We start from the raw sequence: 16,205 nt of genomic DNA on the forward strand, positions 1-16,205 counted from the left end.
CATCATTCACTTTCATAATTGTTCAAATTCATAAAATTTATTTAATGCCATTCCCGAAGTGTGTCCCCATTCGTATTATTCATATCACAATTACTTTCAGCGGCATTCATGAATGCCCGCATTTCGTAATTAAAAATTCATAATTACTTCACCGCCTTACGCAGGCCATCCGCATACGCCAGCGTGCCTTCCTGCATCATGCCCAGCAGGTGCGCGCTTACGGTTTCCGCAAAGCCTGGCAGCTGGTTAAGGTCAGCTTCCCACAGGCGGGTATCGGATATTATTTGTTGTACAAGCTGGGTAACTGCTGCGCTGTCAGCGGTTTTCACCTCTTTCCAGTAAGCGGCAAAAACAGCAGCGTTATCATCTGTGATCACATATTGTTCTGTGCCGCGGGCGCCAAAGAACTTACCGCCTTCTTCCTTCACGGGGCGCAGGAACAGCAGCATGGCGGCAAAACCCAGGCACATGGCCGGCGGCAATGTATGCTTGCGCTCATAATAACGCAGCAGCGTGCGCACATTACGGGCATTCATTTTGGAGCTTTCCTGGAATGTTATGCTAATGAGCTTATGCGCAATATTGGGATTGGCAAACCGGTCAAGCACATCCTGTGCAAAGTTATCGGCATGCGGACAAATATCCTGTATGGTAGGCAGTATTTCCTCCATCACTACGGTACGGAAAAAGCTGTGCATATAGGAATGCTCCATACACTCGTACACCGTGTTCAATCCCCCCAGGAATGCCAGCGGTACGGAAATGGTATGGCTGCCATTCAAGATACGTAATTTCTGCTCCCGGTAGGGCGTAATGCTGGGCGCTATTAGCATGCGCGCATCTGCTTCATGAAAAGAAAGCCGTTGTTTAATATGCGCATCACCTTCTATAGCCCATAGCAGGAAAGGTTCTGCATCAATCCACAAACTATCTGTATAACCGGCTTTCTCCTGCAGTGTTTCCAGGTCTTTGGGTTTACCGGGCACAATACGGTCAACCAGTGAATTACAGAAATTGTTATTGTTTTTTATCCATTCTATAAATGCTGCCGGCAGCTGGTTAAAGGCTGCCAGCTGTAATACGATCTCCTGTAATAAACGCCCGTTATCCACTACCAGCTCTGTAGGCACGATCACAAAACCCTTGTCTGCGCTGCCCTGAAAATACTGGAAACGCTCCCACAGCACCGCCAGCAATTTACCGGGAAAAGAGGCCGGCACACCGTTGGAAATATTCTCTTCCACATACTGGATCCCTACTTCGGTAGTATTGGAAATAATCACCCGCAATTCAGGCTGGTGTACGGTTTCCAATACCTGTGCCCAATCTGCATTCGATTGCAAAACACGGCTAATAGAAGCGTTCACCAGGGTGCGGTTAATTTTCTCGCCCTGGGCTACGCCTTTGATATGTGTAGTGTACAAATTATCCTGGGAAGAAAATTCTGTGGTAGGGCCATCCGTAGATTTCACCACCACTACCCTGCCTTTGAAAATGCCTTGTTTGTTTGCTTTGTCTATTAAGTAATCCACCAATCCTCTTAGCAACACACCGGTACCAAACTGCAGTACTTTTTCGGGGTAGTTAAGGTACTCCTTTGAGATATGGAGATCAGGCCGGCTTAACACATATTCGCTGTTTAATATAGGCAACATGGAACTAATTTATAATATTTAATACTTTACCCGCTAAATATAGGCTTCCATTTTAAGATTTTATAATAAAAAATGATGAAATCCTGATGGCTGAATGCTCTCTATGGCGCTATCACTACTATCAATAACCTGTTGCCCGCCGATGGCAGGATTTTCTTTAACTTTGCAGCCTTACACGAACTACTATGAGCAGAAACGGCAAAGTGCTGGTGGCCATGAGTGGCGGTATCGATAGTACGGTTACCGCGCTGATGCTGCACGAGCAAGGATATGAAGTGATCGGCATTACGATGAAGACCTGGGATTACGCATCTTCCGGCGCCAGTAAAAAGGAGACCGGCTGCTGCAACCTGGATTCTTTTAACGATGCCCGCGCAGCCGCCGTACACCATGGTTTCCCGCATTTTGTGCTGGATATCCGGGACGAGTTCGGGGATTTTGTGATCAACAATTTTGTAGATGAATACCTGGCAGGCCGCACCCCTAATCCATGCGTGCTTTGCAATACCCATATTAAATGGCGGGCGCTCCTGAAAAGAGCCGATGCTATGGACTGCGCATTTATAGCCACCGGCCATTACGGGCAAATACGGCAGCATAACGACCGTTATGTGCTTAGCAAAGGCATTGATGACCTGAAGGACCAGAGCTATGTGCTATGGGGCCTGCAGCAGGATGTGCTGGCCCGTACCCTGCTGCCATTGGGTAAATACCGTAAAACAGAAATCCGCCAGATGGCATTTGACTTTGGCTATCCTGAGCTGGCCAAAAAGGCAGAGAGCTACGAGATCTGCTTTGTACCGGATAATGACTACCGCGGTTTCCTGAAACGCCGGGTAGATGGGCTGGAAGAACAGGTGAATGGGGGCAATTTTGTGCTGAAGGACGGCACCATTGTAGGCCAGCATAAGGGTTATCCCTTTTACACCATTGGCCAGCGTAAAGGGCTTGATATTGCCCTGGGCCGCCCGATATACGTAACCAGCATTATCCCGGAAACCAATACCGTGGTGCTGGGTGAGGAAGAAGACCTGCAACGGAGTGAAATGCGGGTAGCCGGTATTAACATGGTTAAATACGACCATATCCCCGAAGGGATGGAAGCCACTACCAAGATCCGTTATAAGGATAAAGGCGCCCTGAGCAACCTGTATCACACAGATAACGGGCAGATCGGCGTTCGCTTTTACGAACAGGTGAAAGGTATTGCACCCGGGCAGTCCGCCGTGTTCTATGAAGGGGATGATGTAATAGGCGGCGGCATCATTCAGCGCTTATAATCATAGCTGATCCAACAAGAATATAAAATTTTAAACCGGCGAAGGAGGTTCATAGAGACCATTTAAAAGACTTTATGAACGAGATAAATCCTGAATATAAAGGGGAATGCAGCAGATAACATCTTCACTGTATTCCCCTTTTACATTTGAAATTTTACATTTTTTCAGTCCCTTTGTGTTTTCAGGGTAGCCATTCCATCCAATACTTATCCGGTTTCATCTCTTTTTCTTGCCTTTTTTAGCTTTTTAGCTAGATAAGATGGTACTATGGGCGCACTCGTGCGACTATTTACCGTCCCGCAGTGCACTGCGGGAGCATGAACCTTTATTGATTATAAACCAAAAAACAAAGAACCGTCTATGAGAACCCGTTCTACGCGACGGCACGGACTTCCACGCCGTGCACCGTACCTGTACCTGTATTGTTCCGTTTTACTGCTAGCACTCTGCCTGAGTATGCAAACGTTTGCGCAACAATTATCAAGACTCCGCCAAAGCGGCACACGTATCATCAATGAAAGTAATCAGGAAGTGATCCTCAAAGGCGTAGGCCTTGGTGGATGGATGCTTCAGGAAGGTTACATGATCAAACCTTCATTTTCCGGTGGTGGCACCCAATGGTCCATCAAAAAAAGATTGTATGACCAGGGCCAGACCGATGCGCAGGTAGAAGCCTTCTACCAGAGCTGGCGTAACAATTTCATTACCAAAGCAGACATTGATTACCTGGCCTCCCAGGGATTCAACTGCGTGCGGCTGCCGCTGCACTATGAGCTGTTCCTGACCAGCGCCCAGCGCGCGGTGCGTAACAGCGTAGCCCGCAACTCAGGCAATTACAACACGTATGTAAGCAACCTGACCTCCTGGTACAACAGCAACCAGCTGTTTAATGACGCTGACCTGGAAGGGTTCCGCCTCACAGACAGTCTGCTGAAATGGACCGCTGCCAACAACATGTATGTGATCCTGGATCTGCACGCCGCGCCCGGCGCACAAGGCACAGACGCCAACATTTCCGACGCCCTGGTAGGCAATGATCTGTGGAACAAACAGATCTATAGGGACATGACCGTTCGCCTGTGGCAGCGCCTCTCCACCCGTTACATCAACAACAACGGCGTGGCTTTTTATGACCTGATCAATGAGCCGAACAACGTACCGGACAACCGTACGATCCATGACCTGTTTGAGCGCCTGATCAATGCTATCCGTGCACAGGGTGATGATCACCTGCTCATGATCGAAGGGAACGGATGGGGCAACAACTACAATTACATGGAGCCCTTTACCTTCACCAACCGCTCCAACCTGGTGTACAACGCCCACCGTTACTGGATCACCAATTCCACTACGGAAACCAATGGCGATGTGAACCAGATCAACCTGATCGCCAACATGGTAAACTTCCGTAACACCAACCAGGTACCTGTTTGGGTAGGCGAAACCGGCGAGAACGACAACAACTGGTTAAGCGAAAACATCCGCGCGCTGAATTCAAAAGGTATTGGCTGGTGCCACTGGACGTACAAACGTTTTGACACCCAGGAAAATGCTGCACTAATGCACATTAACCCGCCCTACCTGATGGATGGCGCCAGCAACATGGCAGCAGTGCTGAACAATATTAAGTTTGCCAATTGTGTAAAGAACAATGGCACCATTGCAGCCGTAGCACCCGGTATACAGCCACCTCCATCAACCGGCCCTATTGGTAAAACCATCTGGCTGAAAGGTTTTAACGGCCAGTACGTAAGCTCCGAAAACGGCACCCAGGCTATGAACTGCAACAGACCTACTGTACAGGGCTGGGAACAGTTCCTGGTAGGTGATGGCGGTAATGGTAAAATTACGCTGAGCAACCAGGGCAAATTTGTTTCTTCTGAGAACGGAGAACAGGCCATTACCTGCAGCAGAGCCACTGCGCAGGATTGGGAAAAATTTGACTGGATCGTAAATGCTGATGGCACTATTTCCCTGCGTGGCAATAATGGGCTGTATATCTCTTCTGAAAACGGCACGCAGGCTATGACCTGCACCCGCACTACCATACAGGGCTGGGAAGCCTTCAGCTGGGGTGAGGTAAGCGCTGCAGCGATGGCCGCAGCAGCAGTTACTAATAACTTTAAAGTAGTAGGTTATATGCCTTCCTGGGCCGGCAACGTAGATCCACAGTCTGTTCAGTACAGCAAGCTAACACATATCAACTACGCCTTCCTGCTGCCAAATTCCAACGGCAGCCTGCAGCCTATTGAAAACCCGGGTAAGCTGCAAAGCCTGGTGACCAATGCACATGCTAAAGGCGTGAAAGTAATGATCTCCGTTGGTGGCTGGAATAACGGCAACGACGGTGGTTTTGAAGGATTGGCTGCCAACAGCAGCACCCGTACCACTTTCGTGAACAACATGATCGCTTTCGTAAACCAGTACGGCCTGGATGGTGTGGACATTGACTGGGAATATCCTGACAATGGCGCCTCTGCCAATAACTACCTGGCATTAATGACACAGCTCTCCACTGAAATGCATAACCGTGGTAAGCTGCTTACTGCTGCGGTAGTAGCAGTAGGCGGCAGCAGCATTGTAAATGGCGTATTCTCTGTAGTGGACTTCCTGACCATTATGGCATATGATGCCAATAATGCAAATCACTCCACTTACGATTACGCAGTACAATCACTGAACTACTGGAGAGGCCGCGGCCTGGCTAAAGAAAAGGCCATACTGGGCCTGCCCTTCTACGCACGTCCCAGTTGGGATGGTTATAATACCCTGCTGGCTAATGGCGCCAGCCCTAATGCCGATGTATTTAACGGCAACTACTACAACGGTATTCCCACTATTAAACGTAAGACCAACCTGGCATTTGACAATGGCGGCGGTGTTATGATGTGGGAACTGTCACAGGATGTTGCTCCTACCAATCCTAACTCACTGGTAACTGCCATCTACCAGGTAGTATTGGAAAGAAGCGGCGACACCAGCAATCCTCCCCCGCCCACAACCGCGCCTATTGGCCAAACCATCTGGCTGCAGGGCTTTAACGGTCAATACGTAAGCTCTGAGAACGGCGAAGAGCCTATGAACTGTAACAGACCTACTGTACAGGGCTGGGAGCAGTTCCTGGTAGGCGATGGTAGTAATGGTAAAATTACGCTGAGCAACCAGGGTAAATTTGTTTCTTCTGAGAACGGGGAACAGGCCATTACCTGCAGCAGAACCACTGCGCAGGATTGGGAAAAATTTGACTGGATTGTAAATGCTGATGGCACTATTTCCCTGCGTGGCAACAATGGGCTGTATGTATCTTCTGAGAACGGCACACAGGCCATGACCTGCAACCGCCCTACCATACAGGGCTGGGAAGCCTTTAACTACGGCATAGTAGGCGCAGCTGCCAGAGCAGCTATTGCTGCAACAGCTGTTGCTCCTAAAGAAGCAGCCACCGCTAAAGCAGGTAGCGCGCTCGTATATCCGAACCCGGTAGTAAAGGGCAGCACCTTTACTGTAAAGGTAGAGCAGTACGATGCCAGCAAACCTGTACAGGTAGTGCTGATCGATGTGAACAAAAAGGTGGTGTCCTATCAAAAGGCCAGCACCGGTATGCTCAGCATCCCCACCGGCAATGTAGCCAGCGGGTTCTATATTATGACCATCACCAACGGTAAAAATACCTATACCAAAAAGGTGATCATTCAATAACTCAACTAACTAAAACAAACACTGCCGGTAAAAGACCGGCAGTGTTGTTTATACCGTATTGCGAGCTTTACGATCTCTTAATTTAACCTACATCTTATGAAAAAAAACCTATGGAATAAAACAGTCCTGCTGTTATTCCTGCTGCTTGCTACATCCTGGCAGACCTTTTCACAAACGCCATTTAAAGTAGTAGGCTATTTGCCCACCTGGGGCGGCAATGTAAGCGACGTGCAATTCACTAAGCTTACGCACGTTAATTATGCCTTCCTGATCCCTACTGCTTCCGGCAGCTATCAGCCGATTGAAAATCCATCCAAGCTGCAAAGCCTGGTGAGCGCTGCACATGCCAAAGGTGTTAAGGTGATCATTTCTGTAGGTGGCGGCGGCGGTGATGTGGGTTTCCGCACCATTGCGCCCAGTGCTGCTATACGTGCCACTTTCGTCAGCAACATGATGACTTTTGTAAACCAGTACAACCTGGATGGTGTGGATATTGACTGGGAATATCCCAGCGGCACCAATGAGCCGCAGAACTTCCTACTGCTGATGCAGGACCTGTATAACGCCCTGCACCCCAAAGGCAAGCTGCTCACAGCTGCCGTAATTGGCGAAGGCGGTTCCATGTTTGTGAACGGCCTTTTTCCCATTACAGATTACCTTGCCATAATGGCGTATGACGATAATGATTTTCAACATTCCACCTACGACCTGGCCGTTTCCTGTATGAACTATTGGTTAGGCCGCGGCCTGCCTAAGGACAAGGCAGTGCTGGGCGTGCCATTTTTTGGCCGGCCCGGCTGGATAGGTTACAACGAATTGCTTTCGAGAGGAGCCAGCCCCAACGCAGATGTATTTGGTAACATAGGATATAACGGTATACCCACTATTAAGAAGAAAACAAATCTCGCCTATGACAGGGGCGGCGGCATTATGATGTGGGACCTTTCTACAGACGGTGCAGGCGCCACGTCCCTGGTATCGGCCATTCATGAAGTAGTGGCACAAAGAAGCGGTGATACCAGCACGCCACCGCCCCCCACTACCACAGCGCCTGTTGGTAAAACCATCTGGCTGAAAGGCTTTAACGGCCAGTATGTAAGCTCGGAGAACGGCGAAGAGCCTATGAACTGTAACCGGGCTACGGTACAGGGCTGGGAGCAGTTCCTGGTAGGCGATGCCGGCAACGGTAAAATTACACTGAGCAACCAGGGTAAATTTGTTTCTTCTGAGAACGGTGCTGCCCCTATGAACTGCAACCGGGATGCTGCGGATGGCTGGGAACAGTTTGAGTGGATCGCGAATGCAGATGGTACTATTTCACTAAAAGGCAGCAATGGCTTGTTTGTTTCTTCGGAGAACGGTATCCAGGCTATGACCTGTAACAGGGCCACTGCACAGGGCTGGGAAGACTTTACCTATGGCATAGTAGGCGCAGCTGCCAAAACAGCTATTGCTGCTGAAATTACTACCCAAACAGCGGAAAGCGCTAAAACAGGTAACACCGTCGTATATCCCAACCCGGTAGTGAAAGGCAGCTCCTTTACCGTGAAGGTAGCGCAGTATGATGCCAGCAAACCGGTACAGGTGCAGCTGGTGGATGTGAACAAACGGGTAGTGTCCTATCAAAAGGCCAGTGCCGGTGTGCTCACCATTCCCACCGGCAACATTGCCAGTGGTTTATATATCATGACCATTACCAACGGTAAGCATACGTACACCAAAAAGATCATCATTCAATAAAAAAGCATACACGTAGGAACACAGGCCGGGTATTTTTGCCCGGCCTTTTTTGTACCTGCAGCTACATGGAAATCTCAGCCGGAACGCCTAATTTCACATAAATGCCCGGCCCATTGTGAAAACATTTTCCTTATCCATTTCCCTTCTTTTTCCCCTATGCCTGCTGCTGGCCGGTATACCTGCACGGGCGCAAACACCCCGGTATGTAATTGCCTTTACAGATAAAAATGGGAGCCCTTATCAGCTGAATGCGCCTGCAGCATATTTATCCACCCGCGCAATTGAGCGCCGCAGCCGCCAGCAAATTGCCATAGACAGTACTGACCTGCCGGTGAATGCGGATTATGTGAATGCCGTACTGCAAACCGGCAATGTACAATTGGGCTACACCTTACGCTGGACTAACCAGGCTGTTATTGCCACCAATGATGCAGCTGCCCTGCTAAAAATACAGCAGCTGCCCTTTGTAAGAACGCTGGTAAAAAGTGCCAACAGGCTATCAGCCCCGGGTGACCGGCGCAGGCGGGATAGCGTTAGTACCGCCCGTATAATGGGTACTACAGATATTGATTACGGCAGCGCCTATACGCAAATTCATTTACATGAAGGGGAATACCTGCATAATAAAAACCTGAAAGGAAATGGTATGCTGATAGCGGTGCTGGATGGCGGTTTCCCTTCTGTAAACAATAACCGCGCTTTTACCTGGCTGCGTAATAACCAGAAAATTACCTATACCCGCAACTTTACAGATGGTACGGCGGATGTATATAATTATAGTGATCATGGCACACATTGCCTGTCTATACTAGCCGCTGACCTGCCAGGCGAAATAACCGGTACTGCGCCGGAAGCCGGTTATGTACTGTTACGCACAGAGGAAGCCGGCACAGAACAACCCATAGAAGAAAGCAACTGGGCCGCCGGTGTGGAGCTGGCAGATAGTTTAGGCGTGGACGTAATCTCCTCCTCCCTGGGATATAACACGTTTGATGATCCGCAGTATGATCATACCTATGCGCAGCTGGACGGTCATAGCCTGGCTATTACACGAGCCGCTGCACTGGCAGTACGCAAAGGCATGATCGTGGTAAATGCAGCCGGTAATGAAGGGGAATCATCCTGGAAATACCTGCTGGCTCCTGCGGATGCAGACAGTGTGCTGACCGTAGGCGCGGTAACCAGCCAGGCGCGGGTAGCTAATTTCAGCAGCTATGGCCCTACCGCAGATGGACGTATAAAACCCGATGTAGCCGCAATGGGGGTAGGTACAGCGTTAGTAACCATAGATGGAACTATTGCCGGCGGCAACGGCACTTCTTATGCATGCCCGGTGCTGGCGGGTTTGGTAACCTGCTTATGGCAGGCTTTTCCCCGGCGTACCAACCTGGAAATTGTGCAGGCGGTAAAGGCATGCTCCAGCCAATACCCGGCCAGGGATAATCGCATGGGATACGGCATTCCCAACTTTCATGCAGCCTATGATACTTTATTGAAACGGGAAGCGGGCGATACGGCTTTTATCCGCGAGCAGCTAGCCAACCACATGATCAAAATATTTCCTAATCCTTTTACCAGTCAGCTAAGCATCTATTATCAATCCACAGCCTCACAGCAACCCATTTACCTGCAGCTGATAGATGGCGCAGGGCGGCTTACCCGTACCTGGCAGCTACCTGCTGTAAGCAATTACGGCTACTTTACCACGCAAACCGGATTAGATAAATTACCGGTAGGTATGTACTACCTGAGATTTGTACAGGGGAATAACAAAGAGGTGGTGAAGCTGGTAAAACAGTAATTCCATCATCTGTACATCTGCATACTTGCACATCCGCACATTTACTTCATCAATTTGGCCGCAAACATAGTATCCGCGCCAATGTTATAACCAGTAATAATACCGCCATCGCGCCATTGCAGGCCGGTGTGTTCGCAAATATGTTTTACCACCGCTTCATTCTCCTGCTTAAAGGCAGAGCAGGTTATATAAATCAATGAACCGCCTTTTTTTAACAGCGGTACAACGTTTTCGGCTATACGTTTTTGTAAGTTGTGAAAGGTATTAATGCGCGTTTCTTCAAAAAAGTACAGGTGCTCCGGGCTGCGGCCCCAGGTACCGGAACCGGTGCAGGGCGCATCCAGTATAATACCGTCAAACGATCCGTAGTCAAGGGTTTTCGGGGGTACAGGCAGCGTAAGGTCCAGCGCTTTGGTCTCATAGTTTTTAATACCTGCAGTGTAAAAACGCTCATACAGGTTTTGCAGTATGGATACACGCACATCACTCACCGTAAGCTGCACGCGTGGTTCCTTATCCATTAGCAGTAAAGATTTTCCGCCGCTGGCGGCACAGGCATCCCACCAGCGCTGCCCGGGTTTGGGCGTAAACAGCTGGCCGGTTTGCTGGGAAGAGGCATCCTGGATCTCGTACCAATCTTTATTCTTAATGATGGTTTCTATGTTAGTGCCGTTGGATAATGCCAGCATATCATCAGCCAGCCACTCCCCTGTTACACCAGCATCCTGCAGCAATGCGGTAATAGCTTCCTGCTTGTTCTTCCGCACACGGATGAATAAGCGGGGCTGCACAAAATAGGCGTTGGCAAAAGCCACTGCATCTATTCCTTCAGAAAGGGAGGCTGTAAAGGGAAAAATATCATTGGGTGTGGGCGATTGCCCGTTAAAGGAAACGGCAGACAATTTTTCTGCTACAGGCAAAGTAACCTGCTCATTCCATTCCGGTTTTAACAGGGCCAGTATTTCATTGCTTTGTGTTTCGCATAAGAAAAGGCCCAGCAACAGCCGGTCCTTTACGGGCATTTCATTTTTCCATAAATGGCCCAGGCGGTAAAAGGCATAGGCCAGCTGCGAGATCCAGCGCCTGTCGCGGCTGCCCATTTGCGGGTTTTGCTTAAAAAATGGCTTCAGAAAATGGTGTAATGGCAGGCTGCCATCATAAGTGGTAACGATCTTCTCTGCTGATAACAAGTAATTTTCCCAACGGGTCATGGGGCAAAGAAAAGTAAAAAAGCAAAAAGCAAAAATTAAAAAGTAGAACCGGGTTTTACTTTTTAATTTTTGCTTTATTAATTTATCAGGAAGATTATAATTTCAGCAACGCCTTTACCGGGTCTTTGCCGAACAGCAGCTGTTCCGGGTTTTCCAGCATTTCTTTTACTCTCACCAAGAAGCTTACAGATTCACGGCCGTCAATAATACGGTGGTCATAGCTCAGCGCCAGGTACATCATGGGGCGTATTACCACCTGGCCATTTATGGCCATGGGGCGCTCCTGTATTTTGTGCATACCTAAAATAGCTGACTGGGGTATGTTAATGATAGGCGTACTCATTAAAGAGCCAAACACACCACCATTGGTAATGGTGAAGGTGCCACCGGTCATTTCATCCATAGTGAGCTTGTTATCACGCGCTTTGGTAGCCAGCTCTACTACTTTCTTTTCAATCTCTGCCATGCCCAGGCTTTCTGCATTACGGATCACCGGTACCACTAAACCTTTGGGGGCAGATACGGCAATAGACACATCGCAGTAGTCATGGTATACCAGCTCTTCCCCGTCAATGTAAGCATTTACAGAAGGGAACTCCTGTAAAGCAAAACAACAGGCTTTGGTGAAGAAGCTCATAAAGCCGAGGTTCACCTCATGCTGTTTTTTGAACACTTCTTTATACTTGGCGCGTATGTCCATGATATTGGTCATATCCACTTCGTTAAAAGTGGTGAGCATGGCCGTAGTGTTCTTGGCTTCCACCAGGCGGCGGGATACCGTTTTACGCAGGTTGCTCATTTTCTCCCTGCGGTCGTTGCGGGCAAACAGCTCTTTACCTAATGCCACACCCGGGTTTTGCAGGGCGGCATACACATCATCCTTCAATATTTTGCCATGAGCACCGCTCCCTTTGATGGAGGAGGGGTCCACATGCTTATCTGCTATTACAGCGGCAGCCACCGGGGTAGTTTTAATATTATCCGGGATAGCGGTTACCGGCGCCTGTTGGGCCTGCGGTGTTGCCTTAGGCACTTCAGCCTTGGCAGCGGTGGCAGCAGGTGCTGCTTTACCGGCCGGGCGGGCGGCGTTGGTATCTATCTGGCAGGCTACATCACCGATCTTCAGCACATCGCCTTCTTTAGCTACTCTTTTTAAGATACCGGCTTCTTCTGCGTTCAGCTCAAAGGTGGCTTTTTCGGATTCCATTTCGCACAGCATTTCATCACGTTCTACGTAATCGCCATCCTGTTTCAGCCATTTTACCAGCGTTACTTCGCTGATAGATTCTCCAACGGTGGGCACTTTCATATCAATAGTTCCCTTATTGGCCGGCGGAGGACCAGCGGGCGCCTGTGGTGCGGGTTCTGCTGCTTTGGCAGCAGCAGCGGCTTCCGGTGCGTTAGCAGATACCGGGGCAACCGCGCCTGCAGGTGCAGCAGCATCTGTATCAATGGTACAGGCTACCGCGCCAATGTTCAGGGTAGCACCTTCCGGGGCAGCTATTTTCAATACGCCTGCTTTCTCTGCATTCAGCTCAAAGGTGGCCTTTTCCGATTCCATTTCGCACAATACTTCATCCTGCTGCACATAATCCCCGTCTTTCTTCAACCACTTCGCAATTGTTACCTCGCTTATAGATTCTCCTACCGTAGGAACTTTGATTTCGACAACCATTATTTCAGTTTTCTGTTTGCAATAATTTCGATTTCAGATCTTAGATCTTAGATTTTAGATTTATTGGGAAAGCCTCCGCGCTTAAATCTAAAATCGTAAATCTAAAATCTTAAATATTAAACGCTGTTTCAATGATTTCCTGCTGCTCGCGGGTATGCACCTTTGCATAACCGGTAGCAGTGGCAGCGCTTGGGTTACGGCTGATAACGCCGTAGTTCAGCTGCTTCAGGTTCATTTGCAGGTAAGAGGCAGCGCCCATGTTCAGCGGCTCTTCCTGTACCCAGAACCAGGTAGCTCCTTTATATTTCTGGTTAACAGCTTCCAGCTGCGTTACCGGTAAAGGATACAGCTGTTCCAGACGAACAATGGCTATATCCTTACGGCCTTCCTTCACTTGTTTCTCGCTCAGGTCAAAGTAAATTTTACCGCTGCAGAACAGTACTTTCTTCACCTGGGAAGCATCTGTAATAAACGGATCATCCAGCACTTCTTTAAAACCACCGGTAGTAAAATCTTCCTTAGTAGAGTAAGCACCCTGGTGACGCAGGTTTGCTTTGGGCGAGAAGTTCACCAGCGGTTTGCGGAATGGCCAGGTAAGCTGGCGGCGCAGCGCATGGAAGAAGTTAGCGGCGGTAGTAATATTTGTAACTACAATATTATATTCAGCACAGGCTTGTAAAAAGCGTTCCGGGCGGGCGTTTGAGTGGTCAGGGCCACCGCCTTCATACCCGTGTGGCAGTAACAGCACCAGGCCGTTCATGGTGGTCCACTTTTGTTCGGCGCTGGTCAGGTATTGGTCTATTACGGTTTGTGCGCCATTCACAAAATCGCCATACTGTGCTTCCCACAATACCAGGGTATTGGGGTTGGCCATGGCATAACCATATTCAAAGCCCATTACAGCAAACTCACTCAGCAAAGAGTTGTAGATGCGGAACTGGCCCTGTTTTTCCTGCAGGTGCGCCAGGCGGTTATAGGTAGCGTTGGTGTTTTCGTCAAACAAAATAGCGTGGCGGTGTGAGAAGGTACCACGCTGTACATCTTCTCCACTCATACGCACATCCTTCCCTTCTACCTGCAGGCTGGCATAGGCCAGCAGTTCGCCGGTAGCCCAATCCACCTTACCTTCTGTTTCATACAGCTTGATCTTATCTTTCAGCAGCTTGTCCACCTTACGTAAAGGCACAAAATCTTTGGGCCATTGCATCAGGCTGTTGAACAGACGGGTAAAATCTTCTTCTTTAATAGCCGTTACCGGTGATTGCTCGAAATCCTGCGGAGTGGCTTTACGCAGGGCGGCCCACCACTGTTCCGGTTTCTGATGGCTGTAAGGCAGGGGATGCTGTTTTACCTCATCCAGCCTTTCCTGCAGCTCAGCCCAGAACACTTTTTGCATATCCTTGGCCATTTCCTGCGCATCTGTTTCACCATTCTTCAGCAGGTACTGGGTATACACTTCGCGCGGATCCGCATGTTTATCGATCAATGCATACAGGCTGGGCTGGGTGAATTTAGGCTCATCGCCTTCATTATGGCCATGCCTGCGGTAGCAAAGCAGATCTATGAAAATATCGCAATTAAATTCCTGGCGGTAGCGGGTGGCTATCTCGGAGATCTTTACCACGGCTTCCGCATCATCCCCATTCACATGGAATACCGGCGCCTGCACAATGGCAGCTACGCTGGTACAGTAGTCGGAGGAGCGGGCATCATCAAAATCAGTGGTAAAACCGATCTGGTTATTGATCACAAAATGCATGGTGCCGCCGGTGTAATAGCCTTTCAGGTTGCTCATCTGCACCAGCTCATACACCACACCCTGGCCGGCTACAGCCGCATCGCCATGGATCAGTATCGGGAATATCTTATCGTAATCACTGTTATAGATCACATCTGCCTTACTGCGCGCAAAGCCGGTTACCAGCGGGTCTACCACTTCCAGGTGGGAGGGGTTTGGCAGCAGTTGCAGGTTGATCTGTTTGCCGGCAGGCGTATCCACCATAGAACGGAAACCCAGGTGGTATTTCACGTCCCCGCTGCCCATAGTAAGGTCCGGGGTGGAGAGGCCTTCAAATTCCGTGAAGATCTGCTCATAGGTTTTACCCAGGATGTTAGCTAATACGTTTAAGCGGCCACGGTGCGCCATGCCTATTACGGCTTCCTGTACGCCCAGCTCAGAGGCGGTATTGATCATGGCATCCAGCGCGGTAATGGTGTTTTCACCACCTTCCAGCGAAAAACGCTTCTGACCTATATATTTGGTATGCAGGAATTTTTCGAAGATTACGCCCTGGTTCAGCTTTTGCAGCACACGCTTTTTCTTTTCCAGGGGCATGGGCTGGTGCATGGTGTTTTCCATTTCACGCTGCAGCCATTCTACCTTTTTGGCGTCGTTAATATAGGTAAATTCCAATCCTACAGGACCGGCATATACCTGTTTCAGCCTGTTAACAATATTTTCCAGGGAAGTTTTGCCCAGACCTATTACCTGGCCGGCAAAAAATTCGCTTTTCAGGTCTGCATCGCTTAAACCAAAGAAAGAGATCTCCAGGTTTGCCTGGCGGTTCTTTCTTTCGCGGATGGGATTGGTTTTGGAGATCAGGTGTCCTTTTTTGCGGTAGGCCTGTATAAGCCTGTATACGCTCAGCTCTTTGCTAAGCTGATCGCCGGATACGGGTGCAGCACTACTTCCTGCCGCCACTGTTGCTGCTCCTGCTTTACCATTTTGAGTAGATACCGCGAAATCAAATCCTTCAAAAAATTTAACCCATTCGGGATCAACGGCCTGAGGATCTTTACGGTAATCCTGGTATAATGATTCAATGTAAGCAGGGTGCGAGTTAGTGACAAATGAGAAGTCCTTCATTTACAACGAGTTTTGCTTGGTCTTCGGTTCAAATTACTTGTTCTGTTGAAATTTGATACCCATTATAATATTGGATTGCAAATATCGCTTGTTTTTTGTTAAAGCGCTAGTAAAATAATGAATAAATATGCGGATAAAGTAGTACACAAACAGGCTACCCGGATGCGCCTAACTCATATATTTTGTAGATTTGTGCCTCGGCAGAAACGGTACATTAATTTTTTGTTTTGAAAAAAGAATATCCGTACCTTTGCCCTCCTGAAACTGAAAATTAAACA

8 protein-coding genes are annotated in these 16,205 nt (G+C 48.9%); 4 read left to right on the plus strand and 4 right to left on the minus strand.

The features are described 5' to 3' along the window. Window positions 1–143 precede the first annotated feature (143 nt). The gene (locus BMZ54_RS22310) at window positions 144–1,655 is read right to left on the minus strand and encodes a tagaturonate reductase (protein ID WP_089917570.1); all 1,512 of its coding nucleotides are present in this window, start codon (window positions 1,653–1,655) and stop codon (window positions 144–146) included. Between the two features lie 185 nt (window positions 1,656–1,840). Between BMZ54_RS22310 and mnmA the strand changes: the two genes are divergently transcribed. From mnmA to BMZ54_RS22335, 4 genes are all read left to right on the plus strand, one after another. Then, a complete protein-coding gene (mnmA, locus tag BMZ54_RS22315; RefSeq protein ID WP_089917572.1) occupies window positions 1,841–2,935 on the plus strand; it encodes a tRNA 2-thiouridine(34) synthase MnmA in 1,095 nt (364 codons plus the stop codon). Between the two features lie 456 nt (window positions 2,936–3,391). Next, the gene (locus BMZ54_RS33385) at window positions 3,392–6,634 is read left to right on the plus strand and encodes a glycosyl hydrolase family 18 protein (protein WP_238386649.1); all 3,243 of its coding nucleotides are present in this window, start codon (window positions 3,392–3,394) and stop codon (window positions 6,632–6,634) included. Between the two features lie 96 nt (window positions 6,635–6,730). Next, complete coding sequence (locus tag BMZ54_RS22330; protein WP_089917574.1) at window positions 6,731–8,374, plus strand: glycosyl hydrolase family 18 protein; 1,644 nt, start codon at window positions 6,731–6,733, stop codon at window positions 8,372–8,374. 115 nt (window positions 8,375–8,489) lie between these two features. Continuing rightward, complete coding sequence (locus BMZ54_RS22335) at window positions 8,490–10,175, plus strand: S8 family serine peptidase (protein ID WP_089917577.1); 1,686 nt, start codon at window positions 8,490–8,492, stop codon at window positions 10,173–10,175. A 41-nt stretch (window positions 10,176–10,216) separates the two neighbouring features. Here BMZ54_RS22335 and BMZ54_RS22340 read toward each other — a convergent pair whose 3' ends face one another. From BMZ54_RS22340 to BMZ54_RS22350, 3 genes are all read right to left on the minus strand, one after another. Continuing rightward, a complete protein-coding gene (locus BMZ54_RS22340; RefSeq protein WP_089917579.1) occupies window positions 10,217–11,386 on the minus strand; it encodes an RsmB/NOP family class I SAM-dependent RNA methyltransferase in 1,170 nt (389 codons plus the stop codon). Between the two features lie 94 nt (window positions 11,387–11,480). Next, window positions 11,481–13,061, minus strand: coding sequence for a 2-oxoglutarate dehydrogenase complex dihydrolipoyllysine-residue succinyltransferase (odhB, locus tag BMZ54_RS22345; RefSeq protein ID WP_089917581.1), 1,581 nt, complete (start codon window positions 13,059–13,061; stop codon window positions 11,481–11,483). Between the two features lie 109 nt (window positions 13,062–13,170). Then, window positions 13,171–15,927, minus strand: coding sequence for a 2-oxoglutarate dehydrogenase E1 component (locus tag BMZ54_RS22350; protein ID WP_089917582.1), 2,757 nt, complete (start codon window positions 15,925–15,927; stop codon window positions 13,171–13,173). Between the last annotated feature and the right edge of the window lie 278 nt (window positions 15,928–16,205).

It is taken from the genome of Chitinophaga rupis (assembly GCF_900109685.1).
Taxonomy (GTDB): Bacteria; Bacteroidota; Bacteroidia; order Chitinophagales; family Chitinophagaceae; genus Chitinophaga; species Chitinophaga rupis.